This is a genomic window from Streptomyces sp. NPDC018693, assembly GCF_044391385.1.
Classification (GTDB): domain Bacteria; phylum Actinomycetota; class Actinomycetes; order Streptomycetales; family Streptomycetaceae; genus Streptomyces.
On record NZ_JBIRZZ010000006.1, the window covers coordinates 24,949 to 37,973 of the forward strand.

Annotated in this window: 16 protein-coding genes; 12 read left to right on the top strand and 4 right to left on the bottom strand. The window is 71.7% G+C overall.

Going from position 1 to position 13,025, the window contains the following annotated elements:
* Positions 1-127 precede the first annotated feature (127 nt).
* From ACH5AC_RS17495 to ACH5AC_RS17520, 6 genes are read left to right on the top strand one after another with little or no spacing between them, the layout of a single operon-like run.
* Positions 128-1,264 (top strand): ParA family protein, encoded by a 1,137-nt coding sequence (locus ACH5AC_RS17495; RefSeq protein WP_398862731.1) that lies wholly within the window; start codon positions 128-130, stop codon positions 1,262-1,264.
* Positions 1,249-1,863 (top strand): hypothetical protein, encoded by a 615-nt coding sequence (locus ACH5AC_RS17500; RefSeq protein WP_398862732.1) that lies wholly within the window; start codon positions 1,249-1,251, stop codon positions 1,861-1,863. Before ACH5AC_RS17495 ends, ACH5AC_RS17500 begins: the two co-directional genes overlap by 16 nt.
* An 18-nt stretch (positions 1,864-1,881) precedes the next feature.
* Complete coding sequence (locus tag ACH5AC_RS17505; RefSeq protein WP_398862733.1) at positions 1,882-2,865, top strand: segregation and condensation protein A; 984 nt, start codon at positions 1,882-1,884, stop codon at positions 2,863-2,865.
* Positions 2,862-3,494: an SMC-Scp complex subunit ScpB gene (gene scpB / locus ACH5AC_RS17510; protein WP_398862735.1), complete on the top strand. Its 633-nt coding sequence runs from the start codon at positions 2,862-2,864 to the stop codon at positions 3,492-3,494. The genes ACH5AC_RS17505 and scpB overlap by 4 nt, the downstream gene beginning before the upstream one ends.
* A complete protein-coding gene (locus ACH5AC_RS17515) occupies positions 3,494-4,567 on the top strand; it encodes a pseudouridine synthase (RefSeq protein WP_398862736.1) in 1,074 nt (357 codons plus the stop codon). The genes scpB and ACH5AC_RS17515 overlap by 1 nt, the downstream gene beginning before the upstream one ends.
* Positions 4,567-5,586 (top strand): ADP-ribosylglycohydrolase family protein, encoded by a 1,020-nt coding sequence (locus tag ACH5AC_RS17520; RefSeq protein ID WP_398862737.1) that lies wholly within the window; start codon positions 4,567-4,569, stop codon positions 5,584-5,586. Before ACH5AC_RS17515 ends, ACH5AC_RS17520 begins: the two co-directional genes overlap by 1 nt.
* 5 nt (positions 5,587-5,591) lie before the next feature.
* On the opposite strand, the gene ACH5AC_RS17525 is transcribed toward ACH5AC_RS17520, so the two are convergent.
* The 3 genes from ACH5AC_RS17525 to ACH5AC_RS17535 are packed head-to-tail and all read right to left on the bottom strand — an operon-like array spanning position 5,592 to position 7,259.
* Positions 5,592-6,011: a Rieske (2Fe-2S) protein gene (locus ACH5AC_RS17525; protein WP_398862738.1), complete on the bottom strand. Its 420-nt coding sequence runs from the start codon at positions 6,009-6,011 to the stop codon at positions 5,592-5,594.
* Positions 6,008-6,586 (bottom strand): DUF6529 family protein, encoded by a 579-nt coding sequence (locus ACH5AC_RS17530; RefSeq protein ID WP_398862739.1) that lies wholly within the window; start codon positions 6,584-6,586, stop codon positions 6,008-6,010. Before ACH5AC_RS17530 ends, ACH5AC_RS17525 begins: the two co-directional genes overlap by 4 nt.
* A gap of 13 nt (positions 6,587-6,599) precedes the next feature.
* Positions 6,600-7,259: a hypothetical protein gene (locus tag ACH5AC_RS17535; RefSeq protein ID WP_398862740.1), complete on the bottom strand. Its 660-nt coding sequence runs from the start codon at positions 7,257-7,259 to the stop codon at positions 6,600-6,602.
* Between the two features lie 156 nt (positions 7,260-7,415).
* Here ACH5AC_RS17535 and ACH5AC_RS17540 point away from each other — a divergent pair, with 156 nt between their 5' ends.
* The 6 genes from ACH5AC_RS17540 (at position 7,416) to der (ending at position 12,513) form a co-directional block, all read left to right on the top strand.
* Positions 7,416-7,829 (top strand): YidB family protein, encoded by a 414-nt coding sequence (locus ACH5AC_RS17540; RefSeq protein WP_398862741.1) that lies wholly within the window; start codon positions 7,416-7,418, stop codon positions 7,827-7,829.
* A gap of 92 nt (positions 7,830-7,921) precedes the next feature.
* On the top strand, positions 7,922-8,284 hold the full coding sequence (aroH, locus tag ACH5AC_RS17545) for a chorismate mutase (RefSeq protein WP_398862742.1): 363 nt from the start codon (positions 7,922-7,924) through the stop codon (positions 8,282-8,284).
* Entirely contained in the window at positions 8,281-9,366 is a 1,086-nt protein-coding gene (locus ACH5AC_RS17550) for a prephenate dehydrogenase (RefSeq protein ID WP_398862743.1), read from the top strand. Before aroH ends, ACH5AC_RS17550 begins: the two co-directional genes overlap by 4 nt.
* 238 nt (positions 9,367-9,604) lie before the next feature.
* Positions 9,605-10,294: a (d)CMP kinase gene (gene cmk, locus ACH5AC_RS17555; RefSeq protein WP_398862744.1), complete on the top strand. Its 690-nt coding sequence runs from the start codon at positions 9,605-9,607 to the stop codon at positions 10,292-10,294.
* The gene (locus tag ACH5AC_RS17560) at positions 10,252-10,950 is read left to right on the top strand and encodes a lysophospholipid acyltransferase family protein (protein WP_398862745.1); all 699 of its coding nucleotides are present in this window, start codon (positions 10,252-10,254) and stop codon (positions 10,948-10,950) included. Before cmk ends, ACH5AC_RS17560 begins: the two co-directional genes overlap by 43 nt.
* Before the next feature lie 81 nt (positions 10,951-11,031).
* Entirely contained in the window at positions 11,032-12,513 is a 1,482-nt protein-coding gene (gene der, locus ACH5AC_RS17565; protein ID WP_398862746.1) for a ribosome biogenesis GTPase Der, read from the top strand.
* Between the two features lie 65 nt (positions 12,514-12,578).
* On the opposite strand, the gene ACH5AC_RS17570 is transcribed toward der, so the two are convergent.
* The gene (locus ACH5AC_RS17570; protein ID WP_398862747.1) at positions 12,579-12,983 is read right to left on the bottom strand and encodes a hypothetical protein; all 405 of its coding nucleotides are present in this window, start codon (positions 12,981-12,983) and stop codon (positions 12,579-12,581) included.
* Positions 12,984-13,025 lie beyond the last annotated feature (42 nt).

The following is a 13,025-nucleotide window of genomic DNA, read 5'->3' on the forward strand; positions in this document are numbered from 1 at the left end:
ACGCCATAGAGTCGCCAACCGTCGGCATGGTGCCACGCTGACCTTGTCTAGAAGTTTCCTGGTCACCAAGGAGGTAAGACGACTTGTGAATGAGTCGACATTTTCTCCCGGGGGTGGTCAACCAGGAATGCCTACGCGGGGCCACGGCTCCACGGGGCTCGAGGCTGTCGGCTCCGTCGCTGTCCGAACCTTCGCAGCCCACCAGAGCCAGACCCGCCCCCACACGGCTCTGTCAGCACACCAGAGCATGGATGGCCATCACGTGAACGCCATGGCCGGCGACGGAAGTGGCGCGCCCCACAACCACTTCGCCGACTACGACGAACTGCCCGACGGGCACTTCTACGACCCCGACGCCGAGTACGAGCCGGACCCGGAGTACGCGGCCACGCTCGCGCCCGACGCGGCCCGCCAGCGCCGCGAGCGCATCGGCCCGACCGGACGCCCGCTGCCGTACTTCCCGATTCCGGGCCCGCTGACCGACCACGGCCCCGCGACGATCATCGCGATGTGCAACCAGAAGGGCGGCGTCGGCAAGACGACGTCGACCATCAACCTGGGTGCCGCGCTCGCCGAGTACGGCCGTCGCGTGCTGCTCGTGGACTTCGACCCGCAGGGCGCGCTGTCGGTCGGCCTCGGCGTCAACCCGATGGAGCTCGACCTCACGGTCTACAACCTGCTCATGGAGCGGGGCATGTCGGCCGACGAGGTCCTGCTGAAGACCGCGGTCCCCAACATGGACCTGCTGCCGAGCAACATCGACCTGTCCGCGGCCGAGGTCCAGCTGGTCTCCGAGGTCGCCCGCGAGTCGACGCTGCAGCGCGCCCTGAAGCCGCTGATGCCCGACTACGACTACATCGTGATCGACTGCCAGCCCTCGCTCGGCCTGCTCACGGTGAACGCGCTCACCGCCGCGCACAAGGTGATCGTGCCGCTCGAGTGCGAGTTCTTCGCCCTGCGCGGCGTCGCGCTGCTCACCGAGACCATCGAGAAGGTCCAGGAGCGGCTCAATCCGGAGCTTGAGCTCGACGGCATCCTCGCCACGATGTACGACTCGCGCACGGTGCACAGCCGCGAGGTGCTCGCCCGTGTCGTCGAGGCGTTCGACGACCACGTCTACCACACGGTCATCGGGCGCACGGTCCGCTTCCCGGAGACCACGGTCGCCGGTGAGCCGATCACCACCTACGCCTCCAACTCCGTCGGTGCCGCCGCCTACCGCCAACTCGCCAGGGAGGTGCTCGCCCGGTGTCACGCCGAGTGAGTCTGCCGGGGGCCGACGAACTCTTCCGTACGACAGGGGGAATGGCGCTCCAGCCGTCCACTCCCCGCCGCCCGGCGGGCGGCGAGGCCCGGGTGCCCGCACCCGCCGGTGACAGCGACGGGGCGGCCGGGACGGCCGCCTCGGCCTCGGCCTCGGGCGAGGATGCTCCGCCCGCCGTGCCGGTGCAGGGCGGCGACGGGGCCGGCGCGGAGCATGCCGCGGCCGATGTGGAGCAGGGTGACGGTGGTGAGTCCCGTAGCCGGGGCACGGCCGCCGAGCGGTCCGCCCGACGGGCGGCCGCGCAGGAAGGTTCTGCCGGTGGTGCTGCCGCCGGTGCCGCTGCCGCCGCGCCGCGCAAGCGGGGGCGGACGGCCACTCGACGGCCCAGTGGGCGGGAGCGGCACGACGAGAAGATCACCGTGTATGTGTCCGCCGAGGAGCTGATGGATCTGGAGCACGCGCGGCTGGTGCTCCGGGGTGAGCACGGGCTGGCCGTCGATCGTGGGCGGATCGTGCGGGAGGCGGTGGCCGTGGTGCTGGCGGATCTGGAGACTCGGGGGGATGCGAGCATCCTCGTGCGGCGGTTGCGGGGGCGGTAGGGGTAGCCTGCGGGGGCTATGACCTCGTCGAACGGTGATTCCCCTGGTGCCCGTGGTGGGCGTCGGCGTGCGCTGGGACGGGGGCCCGGGGCGGCTGAGATCGAGTCCCGGGCTGACGCCGTGCCGCGAGCTGCAGAGTCGCCGGAAGCCGCCGAGCCGCCCGAGACCGCAGAACCCTCGGACACGGCCGACGGTGTCTTCAAGGTTCGGCTGGCCAACTTCGAGGGGCCCTTCGATCTGCTGCTTCAGCTGATCTCCAAGCACAAGCTGGATGTGACCGAGGTGGCGCTCTCCAAGGTCACCGATGAGTTCATGGCGCACATCCGGGCCATGGGCCCCGACTGGGACCTCGATCAGACGACCGAGTTCCTGGTCGTGGCCGCCACTCTGCTCGACCTCAAGGCGGCCCGGCTGCTGCCCGCCGCCGAGGTCGAGGACGAGGCCGATCTCGCGCTGCTGGAAGCGCGGGATCTGCTGTTCGCGCGGTTGTTGCAGTACCGCGCGTACAAACAGATCGCCGACATCTTCACGGGGCGGCTCGATGACGAGGCCCGGCGCTATCCCCGCACCGTCGGGCTGGAGCCGCAGCACGCCGAGCTGTTGCCCGAGGTGGTCATCAGCATCGGGGCGGAGGGGTTCGCCAAGCTGGCCGTGAAGGCGATGCAGCCCAAGGCCAAGCCGCAGGTGTACGTCGACCACATCCACGCCCCGCTGGTCAGCGTCCAGGAGCAGGCCGGGATCGTCGTCGCGCGGCTGCGGGAACTCGGCGAGGCCAGCTTCCGCAGGCTCGTCGAGGACACCGACGACACCCTCACCGTCGTAGCGAGATTTCTGGCGCTGCTGGAGCTGTACCGGGAGAAGGCCGTCGCGCTGGAGCAGGAGAGCGCCCTCGGGGAGCTGCTCGTGCGGTGGACCGGTGGGGACGGGGAGGAGACGCCGAGGGTGACGGACGAGTTCGACCGGCCGCCCGAGCCGGCCAAGGACGAGGAGAAGAAGGCGTGAGTGTCGCGGACCTTGAGCTCAAGCCCGCCCTGGAGGCCGTCCTCATGGTCGTCGACGAGCCCGCGACCGAGGCGCACCTCGCGAGGATCCTGGAGCGGCCCGAGCGGCAGATCGCGGACGCGCTGCGGGAGCTGGCCGACGAGTACACCGTGCAGGGGCGCGGCTTCGAGCTGCGGTTCGTCGCGGGCGGCTGGCGCTTCTACACCCGGGGCGAGTACGCGGCCGCGGTCGAGCGGCTCGTGCTCGACGGGCAGACCGCGCGGCTCACCCAGGCCGCGCTGGAGACCCTCGCGGTCGTCGCTTACCGTCAGCCGGTCAGCCGCAGCCGGGTCTCCGCGGTGCGCGGGGTGAACTGCGACGGCGTCATGCGGACCCTTCTGCAGCGCGGTCTGGTCGAGGAGGCGGGCGCGGAACCCGAAACAGGTGCGATCCTGTACAGGACGACGAACTACTTCCTGGAGCGGATGGGCCTGCGCGGTCTGGACGAGCTCCCGGAGCTCGCGCCCTTCCTCCCGGAGGCGGAGGCGATCGAGGCCGAGACCCAGGAAGGCGTACCGTCGTTCGACCCGGACGCTCCCGAGGACGGTCCGGCCCCAGACGACGAACACACGACGACGACGGAACTTTGATGCGAAGCAGCGGCAGCGGCAGGAACAGCGGACGCGGCAACCACCGCGGTGCCGGGAACAACCGGGACGACAAGCAGGGCGGCCAGGGCCGTCCGCGCAAGCCCCGCCCCGAGGAGCGCCGCTACGACGTCGGCCCCGGCGCCACCAAGGACGGCCCCAAGTCCGGACGCGGCGGCGCGGCCCGCGGCGGTGCCAAGGGCGGGCCCAAGCAGTCCCAGCAGGGCGGCGGGCGCGGTCGTACCGCACCGGCCCGCTCCCGGGAGTACGAGACGCGGGTCGAGGAGCGCAACCGGGAGCGATACGCGGGCAAGAAGGAGGTCAAGCTGCCCAAGACCTTCCCGGGCGCCGAGCAGGAGGGCGAGCGGCTGCAGAAGGTCCTCGCGCGCGCGGGCTACGGCTCCCGGCGCGCCTGCGAGGAGCTGATCGAGCAGGCGCGGGTCGAGGTCAACGGCGAGATCGTGCTGGAGCAGGGGCGGCGCGTCGACCCGGAGAGGGACGAGGTCAAGGTCGACGGGCTGACGGTCGCCACGCAGTCGTACCAGTTCTTCTCGCTCAACAAGCCCGCCGGGGTCGTGTCGACCATGGAGGACCCCGAAGGTCGCCAGTGCCTCGGGGACTACGTCACCAACCGCGAGACACGGCTCTTCCACGTGGGCCGACTCGACACCGAGACCGAGGGCGTCATCCTGCTCACCAACCACGGTGAGCTGGCCCATCGGCTGACCCACCCCAAGTACGGCGTGAAGAAGACCTACCTCGCCGCCATCGTCGGCCCGATCCCGCGCGACCTCGGCAAGCGCCTGAAGGACGGCATCCAGCTGGAGGACGGCTACGCGCGCGCGGACCACTTCCGCGTCGTCGAGCAGACCGGCAAGAACTACCTGGTCGAGGTCACCTTGCACGAGGGCCGCAAGCACATCGTGCGGCGCATGCTGGCCGAGGCCGGCTTCCCGGTCGAGAAGCTGGTGCGCACCTCCTTCGGCCCGATCACCCTGGGCGACCAGAAGTCGGGCTGGCTGCGTCGCCTGTCCAACACCGAGGTCGGGATGCTGATGAAGGAAGTCGACCTCTAGTGGGGCCCGGGGGGAGGAAGAACGCGGCCCGCGGAGCGCTCGTGGGGCTGGCGTTGGGGGACGCGCTCGGGTTTCCGACCGAGTTCAACGACGTGCCGAGGATCCTGGACCGTTTCGGGCCCTGGCGGGAGCTGCCGCTCGCCGAACCTGCTCGGGTCTCCGACGACACCCAGATGACGTTGGCGGTGGCGCGCGGGCTGCGCACCGCCATGGACCGGGGCGTGCTCGCACCGAAGCGGCTGGAGCGGCCGCTGCGTGAGGAGTTCGTGGACTGGTACCAGTCGCCGGAGAACAACCGGGCGCCCGGGAACACCTGCCTGCGCGCCTGCTACCTGCTGAAGGAGGAGGGGCGGGTCTGGCAGGACGCCAGCCAGATCGGCTCCAAGGGCTGCGGCGCCAACATGCGGGTCGCCCCGATCGGCCTGGCGCCGGGGCTGAGCGACGACCAGCGGGCCGGTGCCGCCCAGCTGCAGTCCGGACTCACCCACGGGCACCCCACGGCGCTCGCCGCCTCCGACCTCACCGCGCACGCCGTACGACTGCTCGCCCAGGGCGCCGACCCGGCCGGGCTGGTCGGGCTGCTGCGGTCGTACGCCCTGGAGAACCGCAGCCGGTACCACCACACCTGGCTCGGCGACCTGTGGACCCGCGGCGAGGACCCCACGCCCGAGCGCTTCATCGCGCGCGGCTGGGACGAGTGCCTGGGAGTCCTGGACCGGCTGGAGGAGGCCCTGCGCGACCCGTCGCCGGAGACCGACCCGTGCCTGGCCACGGGAGAGGGCTGGATCGCGGAGGAGGCCATGGCCACCGGGCTGCTGTGCTTCCTGCTGTTCGTCGACGAGCCGGTGACCGCGCTGCGCCGCGCTGCCTGCACCGCCGGTGACTCCGACTCCATCGCCTGTCTCGCCGGCGCCTTCGCGGGCGCGTACGCCGGTGCCGATGCCTGGCCCCGCGAGTGGGCGGACCGGATCGAGTACGGCAGCGAGCTGGTGACGTTCGGCGCGCTCTGGGACGCCTGAGGCTCTCAGGCGAGGCGGATCGAGTCGCCCTCGACCGTGATCTGCTCGGCGGGCAGCGGCCTGCGCGCCGGGCCGCCCGCCACCGAGCCGTCGTCGATGCGGAACCTGCTCAGATGGCAGGGGCAGTTGATGGTGCCGTCGGCGACCGAGCCGACGGTGCAGCCCTGGTGGGTGCAGACCGCCGAGAACGCCTTGAAGTCACCCTCCGTCGGCTGGGTGACCACGACCTTCTCCTCCTTGAAGACCGTGCCGCCGCCGACCGGGATGTCCGCCGTCCTCGCCAGTTCCTGTCCGGGCGAGGCGTCGGGCGACGGGGACTTGTCGGACCCGCCGTCGCCGTTGTCGTCGTACTCGCCGCAGCCCACGGCGAGCGCGACCGCGCCCGTCGCCAGCAGGACCGTGCGGCGTGTCGTGGGGTGGGTCATGTCGTCACTCCGAAGGTGCGGAAGAACCAGAGGGCGGAGGTCAGCCAGATGAGCGTGAGGACGGCGAGGACGAGTCCGCCGACGATCGGCAGCACCCAGCCGGGGAGGCGCTCCGAGCGGAGCAGCAGCATCTTGGCACTGAAGGCACCGAAGAAGAAGCAACCCAGGAGGGAGTGCCACAAAACACGCGAATCGTACGTCTGGTAGCCCAGGGCGTACAGGCAGTGCACCGCCACCGGCACTGCCAGCAGGAACGCCACCCGGCCCGACCAGCGGTGCAGCGCCGGCGCCCAGCGAGGGCCCGGCAGCCGGCCGTACATCATCAGGGCCGAGGCGACCTGGAGCAGCGCGAAGAGGAACGCCGTCGTGGCGAGCCAGGACTTGACCGCGCCGGTGCTGCTGAAGCCGGCCAGGTTGAAGGCGGTGCCGGCCGGGGCGTGGACCCTGCCGTACACGCCGAGGGTGACGGCGACCGCGGCGGCGACCAGGGCGGGGGCGACGTATCCGGAGACGGTCCGGGCGGGCCGGGGCGGGGGCGGGAAGCTCTGGATGGCGGCGTTCGGGTCGACGGTCATGTCGCCTCCCTGGTCACGGGGTAACCGGCTGGGCCGTGAGCTGCTGTCCGTCGACCGTCACCGCGCCGGTCTCCGGGTCGATCCTGGGCGCCGCCTCGGGCTCGCCGTCACGGGTGAGGATCCCGACCTGGGAGCCGTCCCTGAGCACGATCCAGCCGCTGTCGATCCGCGCGGAGCGGACGGTGGCCGTCGCCCTCCAGAGACCGGACGGCTTCGTCGCCCGGTCGGCGGTGAAGGTGTGCCGCCCGCCGACGTCGACCGTGCCGCGGATCCGCTCGCCGTCCTCCAGCGTGCCGTCGAGCCTGGTGCCGCCCTGGCCGGTCAGGCGCAGCGTGCCGTCGTCCGCGACGTCGCCCCTCAGCCAGGACTCTTGGGTGCGGCCGTCGCAGTAGTAGGCGATCGCCTTCCGGCCGCGTACGGAGACGGCGATCGCGGCGATGTCGTCGTCGGTGCGGCCGGCGTAGTCGGTCTGCGGGGCGGTGGTCGCGCTGGGCGTGGGGGTCGGGCTCGGCGTGGGTGTCGGGCTGGGCGTGGCGGTGGGGGAGTGTGTGACGTACGGGGCCTGCGGTGGCGGCGATGTGGTTCTCGTCCCCGTCGTCGCGTTCAGTGTGAGCAGGGCCAGGCCGAACGCCAGTCCCGTGAGCAGGGTGAGCAGCGGTCCGCGACGCGTCATGACGGGCCTCCCCCCGAGGCGGGTTCCCTGACATCAGAGCCGACGGTGTGCCCGGCGTAAAGAGGCGCATCGGGGCGTTCCCACCCCAAGTAGCGCAAGCGCGCGATACGGGTGACATTGGCGTGGTCCGCAACCCGCGCTCCGAAAGGCGTGACCATGGCAGGCGACGAACTCGGCATGCTGCTGGGCGGCATCCTCGGCGGCCGGGGCGGCACCGCGAGCAGCGGGCTCCTCGTGGGCGCCCTGCTGAAGGCGCTCGGCGGCGGAGAGGGCGGCGGCGACAACCCGCTGGGCGGGCTGCTGGAGACCCTCGGCAGGGCGGGCCTCGGTGACCAGGCGCAGTCCTGGGTCGGCGGCGGCGAGAACCGGTCCGTGACCGGCGACCAGCTCCAGCGGGCGCTGCCCGAGGAGATCCTGCAGCGGGTCGCCCGGGAGGTCGGCGTCACCCCGGCCCAGGCCGCCGACGACCTCGCCCAGGCGCTGCCCCGGGCGGTCGACCGGCTCACCCCGCGGGGAGAGCTGCCGAAGGCGGCCACCCTGGAGGAGCTGGTCCGGCGGCAACTGCCGTAGCGCCCGCGTCTCAGCGGGCGGGCGGGGCACCGCCGCCGGTCGGGGGCTGACTACGCTGGGTGCGAGAGAGCCGAAACGTGAGGAGCAGCACAGTGGCGGTACGAGCGGTCCGGGGGGCCGTGCAACTGGAGCGGGACGAGGCCGGGCACATGGACGAGCAGGTCGGGGCGCTGCTCACCGCCATCCTGGAGCGGAACTCCCTCACCACCGACGACCTGATCAGCATCTGGTTCACCGCCACGCCCGATCTGCACAGCGACTTCCCGGCCGCCGCCGCCCGCAAGCTCGGCATCGTCGACGTACCGCTGATCTGCGCGCAGGAGCTGGACATCGACGGCGCCATGCCGCGGGTCGTGCGCGTCCTGGCACACGTCGAGTCGGAGCGGTCGCGCTCCGACATCGCCCATGTCTACCTCGGCGCCGCCGCCGCTCTGCGCAAGGACATCGCCCAGTGAGGACCGCACTCGTCATCGGAACCGGGCTGATCGGCACCTCCGTCGCCCTCGCCCTCGCCCAGCGGGGCGTCACCGTCCATCTCGACGACCACGACCCGGAGCAGGCCCGTACGGCGGCCGCGCTCGGCGCCGGTACGGACGAGGCGCCCGAGGGGGTCGTCGACCTCGCGGTCGTCGCCGCGCCGCCCGCCCATGTGGCGTCCGTGCTCGCCGACGCCATGCGGCGCGGGGTGGCCCGTGGCTACCTCGACGTGGCCAGCGTCAAGGGCGGGCCGCGCCGGGAGCTGGAGGCGCTGGGTCTGGACCTGGCGGCCTACATCGGCACCCACCCCATGTCCGGCCGGGAGAAGTCCGGGCCGCTGGCCGCGACCGGCGAACTGTTCGAGGGGCGGCCCTGGGTGCTGACGCCGACCCGGGACACCGACACCGAGGTTCTCAACCTCGCCCTGGAGTTGGTCTCGCACTGCCGTGCCGTGCCCGTCGTCATGGACGCCGACGCGCACGACCGGGCTGTCGCGCTGGTCTCCCACATGCCGCATCTGGTGTCCAGCATGGTCGCGGCGCGGCTGGAGCACGCCGAGGAGTCGGCTGTGCGGCTGTGCGGCGGGGGCATCCGGGACGTGACCCGGATCGCCGCCTCCGATCCCCGGATGTGGATCGACATCCTCTCCGCGAACCCGGGGCCGGTCGCCGACCTGCTCTCCGATGTCGCCGCCGATCTCGACGAGACGGTGCGGGCGCTGCGTGCGCTGCAGTCCTCCGACGAGGTCAAACGGCGGGAGGGGGCCGTGGGGATCGAGGATGTGCTGCGGCGCGGGAATGCCGGGCAGGTGCGGGTGCCTGGGAAGCACGGGGCTGCGCCGCGGGTGTACGAGGTCGTGGCTGTGCTGATCGATGACCAGCCGGGGCAGCTGGCTCGGATCTTCGCGGATGCGGGGCGGGCCGGGGTCAATGTCGAGGATGTGCGGATCGAGCATGCGACGGGGCAGCAGGCCGGTCTGGTGCAGCTGATGGTGGAGCCGAAGGCTGCGCCGGTGTTGTCGGCTGCGCTGCGGGAGCGGGGGTGGGCCGTCCGGCAGTAGGGTCGCCCCCGCCACCCTTACCCGTCCCCTCCTGAAAGGGCTCTGCCCTTTCCACCCCGCCAGGGGGATCCGCCCCCTGGACCCCCGTCGGCCCTTAGAGGGCCTCGTCCTCAACGCCGGACGGGCTGGATGATGCTGACCGGGGCTGAAAAGGGTGCGGGGTGGGGCCGGTAACCTTGTGCGGGGCGTGTTTGTCCCGCCCGTCTGTCACCGCACCGCACCAGGAAGGTGTCCCCCCGTGGAAAACGGCGCCGCCCAGCCCGTGATTGTCGCCATCGACGGCCCCTCCGGCACGGGCAAGTCCAGCACGTCCAAGGCCGTGGCCGCGCAGCTCGGTCTGAGCTACCTGGACACCGGCGCCCAGTACCGGGCGATCACCTGGTGGATGGTGACCAACGGCATCGACATAGCGGACCCGTCCGCGATCGCCGCCGTCGCCGGCAAGCCGGACATCGTCTCCGGCACCGACCCGGTCAAGCCGACGATCACCGTGGACGGCGTGGATGTGGCCGCCCCGATCCGCACCCAGGAGGTCACCTCCAAGGTCAGCGCGGTCAGCGCGGTGCCCGAGGTGCGGGCGCGGATCACCGAGCTGCAGCGGTCCATCGCGGCGGGCGCCGAACGCGGCATCGTCGTCGAGGGGCGTGACATCGGTACGACCGTGCTGCCCGACGCCGACCTGAAGATCTTCCTCACCGCCTCCCCGGAGGCCCGTGCCGCCCGCCGCAGCGGTGAACTGGGCAAGGGCACCGACGTCCACGCCACCCGCGAGGCCCTGATCAAGCGGGACGCGGCCGACTCCAGCCGCAAGACCTCTCCGCTCGCCAAGGCGGACGACGCCGTCGAGGTGGACACCACCGAGCTGACCCTGCCGCAGGTCATCGAGTGCGTGGTCACCCTCGTCGAGGAGAAGCGGGCCGGGAAGTGAGCGCGCCCTCGCAGGAGCCGCCCTCGGAGCGCGGCGCCGAGGTCGGGCGGCGCATCGGCGTCGGCCTGATGTACGGGCTGTGGAAGCCGCGGGTGCTGGGTGCCTGGCGGGTGCCGGCCAGCGGTCCGGTGATCTTCGCCGTCAACCACTCCCACAACATCGACGGGCCCATGGTCATGGGTGTGGCGCCCCGGCCGACGCACTTCCTGATCAAGAAGGAGGCGTTCGTCGGCCCGCTCGACCGCTTCCTGACCGGCATCGGCCAGCTGAAGGTGGACCGTTCCTCCGCCGACCGCATGGCCATCACCCGGGCGCTGGGCGTGCTGGAGAGCGGCGGCGTCCTCGGGATCTTTCCCGAGGGCACCCGCGGCGACGGCGACTTCGCCTCGCTGCGCGCCGGGCTCGCCTACTTCGCCGTACGCAGCGGGGCGCCCGTCGTCCCGGTCGCGGTGCTGGGAAGTTCCGAGAAGCGCGGACGGTTGATAAAGGGGCTGCCCCCCCTGCGAAGCCGCGTCGACGTGGTCTTCGGCGAGCCCTTCGAGGCCGGCGACGGCAGCGGCCGGCGCACCCGCCGGGCGCTGGACGAGGCGACCGAACGCATCCAGAAGCAGCTCACCAGCCACCTGGAAAACGCCAGGCGCCTCACTGGGCGCTGAGCGACACTTTGAGTAGTGGATCAGCCGGGTGACCGGGTGGTCCACCGACCACCACGAATGAACGACGAGGTACGGACTTCCATGAACGACCACATCCAGCCCGGCGACTCGGCGGCGCACGAGTACGACCACGGGGCTCTCGGCGACGCCGAGTACGCGGAGTTCATGGAGCTCGCCGCGGAAGAGGGCTTCGACCTCGAGGACGTCGAGGGCGCCATCGAGGCGGCGGGCCACGGTCCGCTGCCCGTTCTCGCCGTCGTCGGCCGCCCGAATGTCGGCAAGTCGACCCTGGTGAACCGGATCATCGGGCGGCGTGAGGCCGTCGTGGAGGACAAGCCGGGTGTCACCCGCGACCGCGTCACCTACGAGGCCGAGTGGGCGGGCCGCCGCTTCAAGGTCGTCGACACCGGCGGCTGGGAGCAGGACGTCCTCGGCATCGACGCCTCCGTGGCCGCCCAGGCCGAGTACGCGATCGAGGCCGCCGACGCCGTCGTGTTCGTCGTCGACGCCAAGGTCGGCGCCACCGACACCGACGAGGCCGTCGTACGACTGCTGCGCAAGGCCGGCAAGCCGGTCGTGCTGTGCGCCAACAAGGTCGACGGCCCGAGTGGTGAGGCCGATGCCGCGTACCTGTGGTCGCTGGGGCTGGGGGAGCCGTACCCGGTGTCTGCCCTTCACGGCCGTGGCACCGGCGACATGCTGGACGCCGTCCTGGAGGTGCTGCCGGACGCCCCCGAGCAGACCTTCGGCACAGCGGTCGGCGGCCCGCGCCGCATCGCCCTGATCGGCCGCCCGAACGTCGGCAAGTCCTCCCTGCTGAACAAGGTGGCCGGCGAGGAGCGCGTCGTCGTCAACGAACTCGCGGGCACCACCCGCGACCCGGTCGACGAGCTGATCGAACTCGGCGGTGTCACCTGGAAGTTCGTCGACACCGCCGGCATCCGCAAGCGCGTCCACCTCCAGCAGGGCGCCGACTACTACGCCTCGCTGCGCACCGCCGCCGCCGTCGAGAAGGCCGAGGTGGCGGTCGTGCTGATCGACGCCTCGGAGAACATCTCCGTGCAGGACCAGCGCATCGTCACCATGGCCGTGGAGGCGGGCCGCGCGATGGTCATCGCCTACAACAAGTGGGACACCCTCGACGAGGAGCGCCGCTACTACCTGGAGCGGGAGATCGAGACCGAGCTCGGCCAGGTCGCCTGGGCGCCCCGGGTGAACGTCTCGGCCCGCACCGGCCGCCACATGGAGAAGCTGGTCCCGGCCATCGAGACTGCCCTGGCCGGCTGGGAGACCCGCGTCCCCACGGGCCGCCTGAACGCCTTCCTCGGTGAGCTGGTCTCCGCCCACCCGCACCCCATCCGCGGCGGCAAGCAGCCGCGCATCCTCTTCGGCACCCAGGCCGGCACCAAGCCGCCGCGGTTCGTGCTCTTCGCCTCCGGCTTCATCGAGGCCGGCTACCGCCGCTTCATCGAGCGCCGGCTGCGTGAGGAGTTCGGCTTCGAGGGCACGCCGATCCATATCTCGGTGCGGGTGCGGGAGAAGCGCGGCGCGAAGAAGAAGTGACGTAGAGCGGCACAAGCAGAAGGGGCGGCCCTCTCAAGGGCCGCCCCTTCTGCTTCGTCCCGCCGTCAGTAGCCCCTGCGTGGTCCCGGTGGCAGTGCCGCAGGGACCGGCCGCATGGTCGCCGTCTGCTGCTGCCCCAGCGTCCCCACGCGCTGCCACTGCCCCTGCTGCTCCAGACCCTGCCGCGCGCTCTGCGCGCCCGCGCTGTAGGCGCCGTAGGAGCTGCTGAACGATCCCGGCCGCGGCCTCTCGTACGCTCCCGTGCTGCTCGGGATGGACTCGAAGGCGCTGAACACCAGCTCCTCCTCACCGCTGCGATCACCCGGCAGCGAGCGGAACGACTTGACGTACTCCGCGTAGAGCGCGTCGTAGATCGGCGTGGCCGATGGGCCGCCGAGGGGATCCTGACCCGGTCGAGCGGAAGGGATCGACGGGAAGGAGGGGCGGCGGGGAGCGTCGTATGCGTGCACGTAAGTCAAAACGACCGATAACGGGAAGAGATGCGGTGCGAG

Coding starts and splice junctions, on each gene's coding strand:
- ACH5AC_RS17540 (WP_398862741.1), top strand. CDS start 7,416: ATGGCAGGCGACGAACTCGGCATGCTGCTGGGCGGCATCCTCGGCGGC.
- ACH5AC_RS17495 (WP_398862731.1), top strand. CDS start 128: ATGCCTACGCGGGGCCACGGCTCCACGGGGCTCGAGGCTGTCGGCTCC.
- ACH5AC_RS17530 (WP_398862739.1), bottom strand. CDS start 6,586: ATGACCGTCGACCCGAACGCCGCCATCCAGAGCTTCCCGCCCCCGCCC.
- der (WP_398862746.1), top strand. CDS start 11,032: ATGAACGACCACATCCAGCCCGGCGACTCGGCGGCGCACGAGTACGAC.
- ACH5AC_RS17535 (WP_398862740.1), bottom strand. CDS start 7,259: ATGACGCGTCGCGGACCGCTGCTCACCCTGCTCACGGGACTGGCGTTC.
- ACH5AC_RS17505 (WP_398862733.1), top strand. CDS start 1,882: ATGACCTCGTCGAACGGTGATTCCCCTGGTGCCCGTGGTGGGCGTCGG.
- ACH5AC_RS17515 (WP_398862736.1), top strand. CDS start 3,494: ATGCGAAGCAGCGGCAGCGGCAGGAACAGCGGACGCGGCAACCACCGC.
- ACH5AC_RS17525 (WP_398862738.1), bottom strand. CDS start 6,011: ATGACCCACCCCACGACACGCCGCACGGTCCTGCTGGCGACGGGCGCG.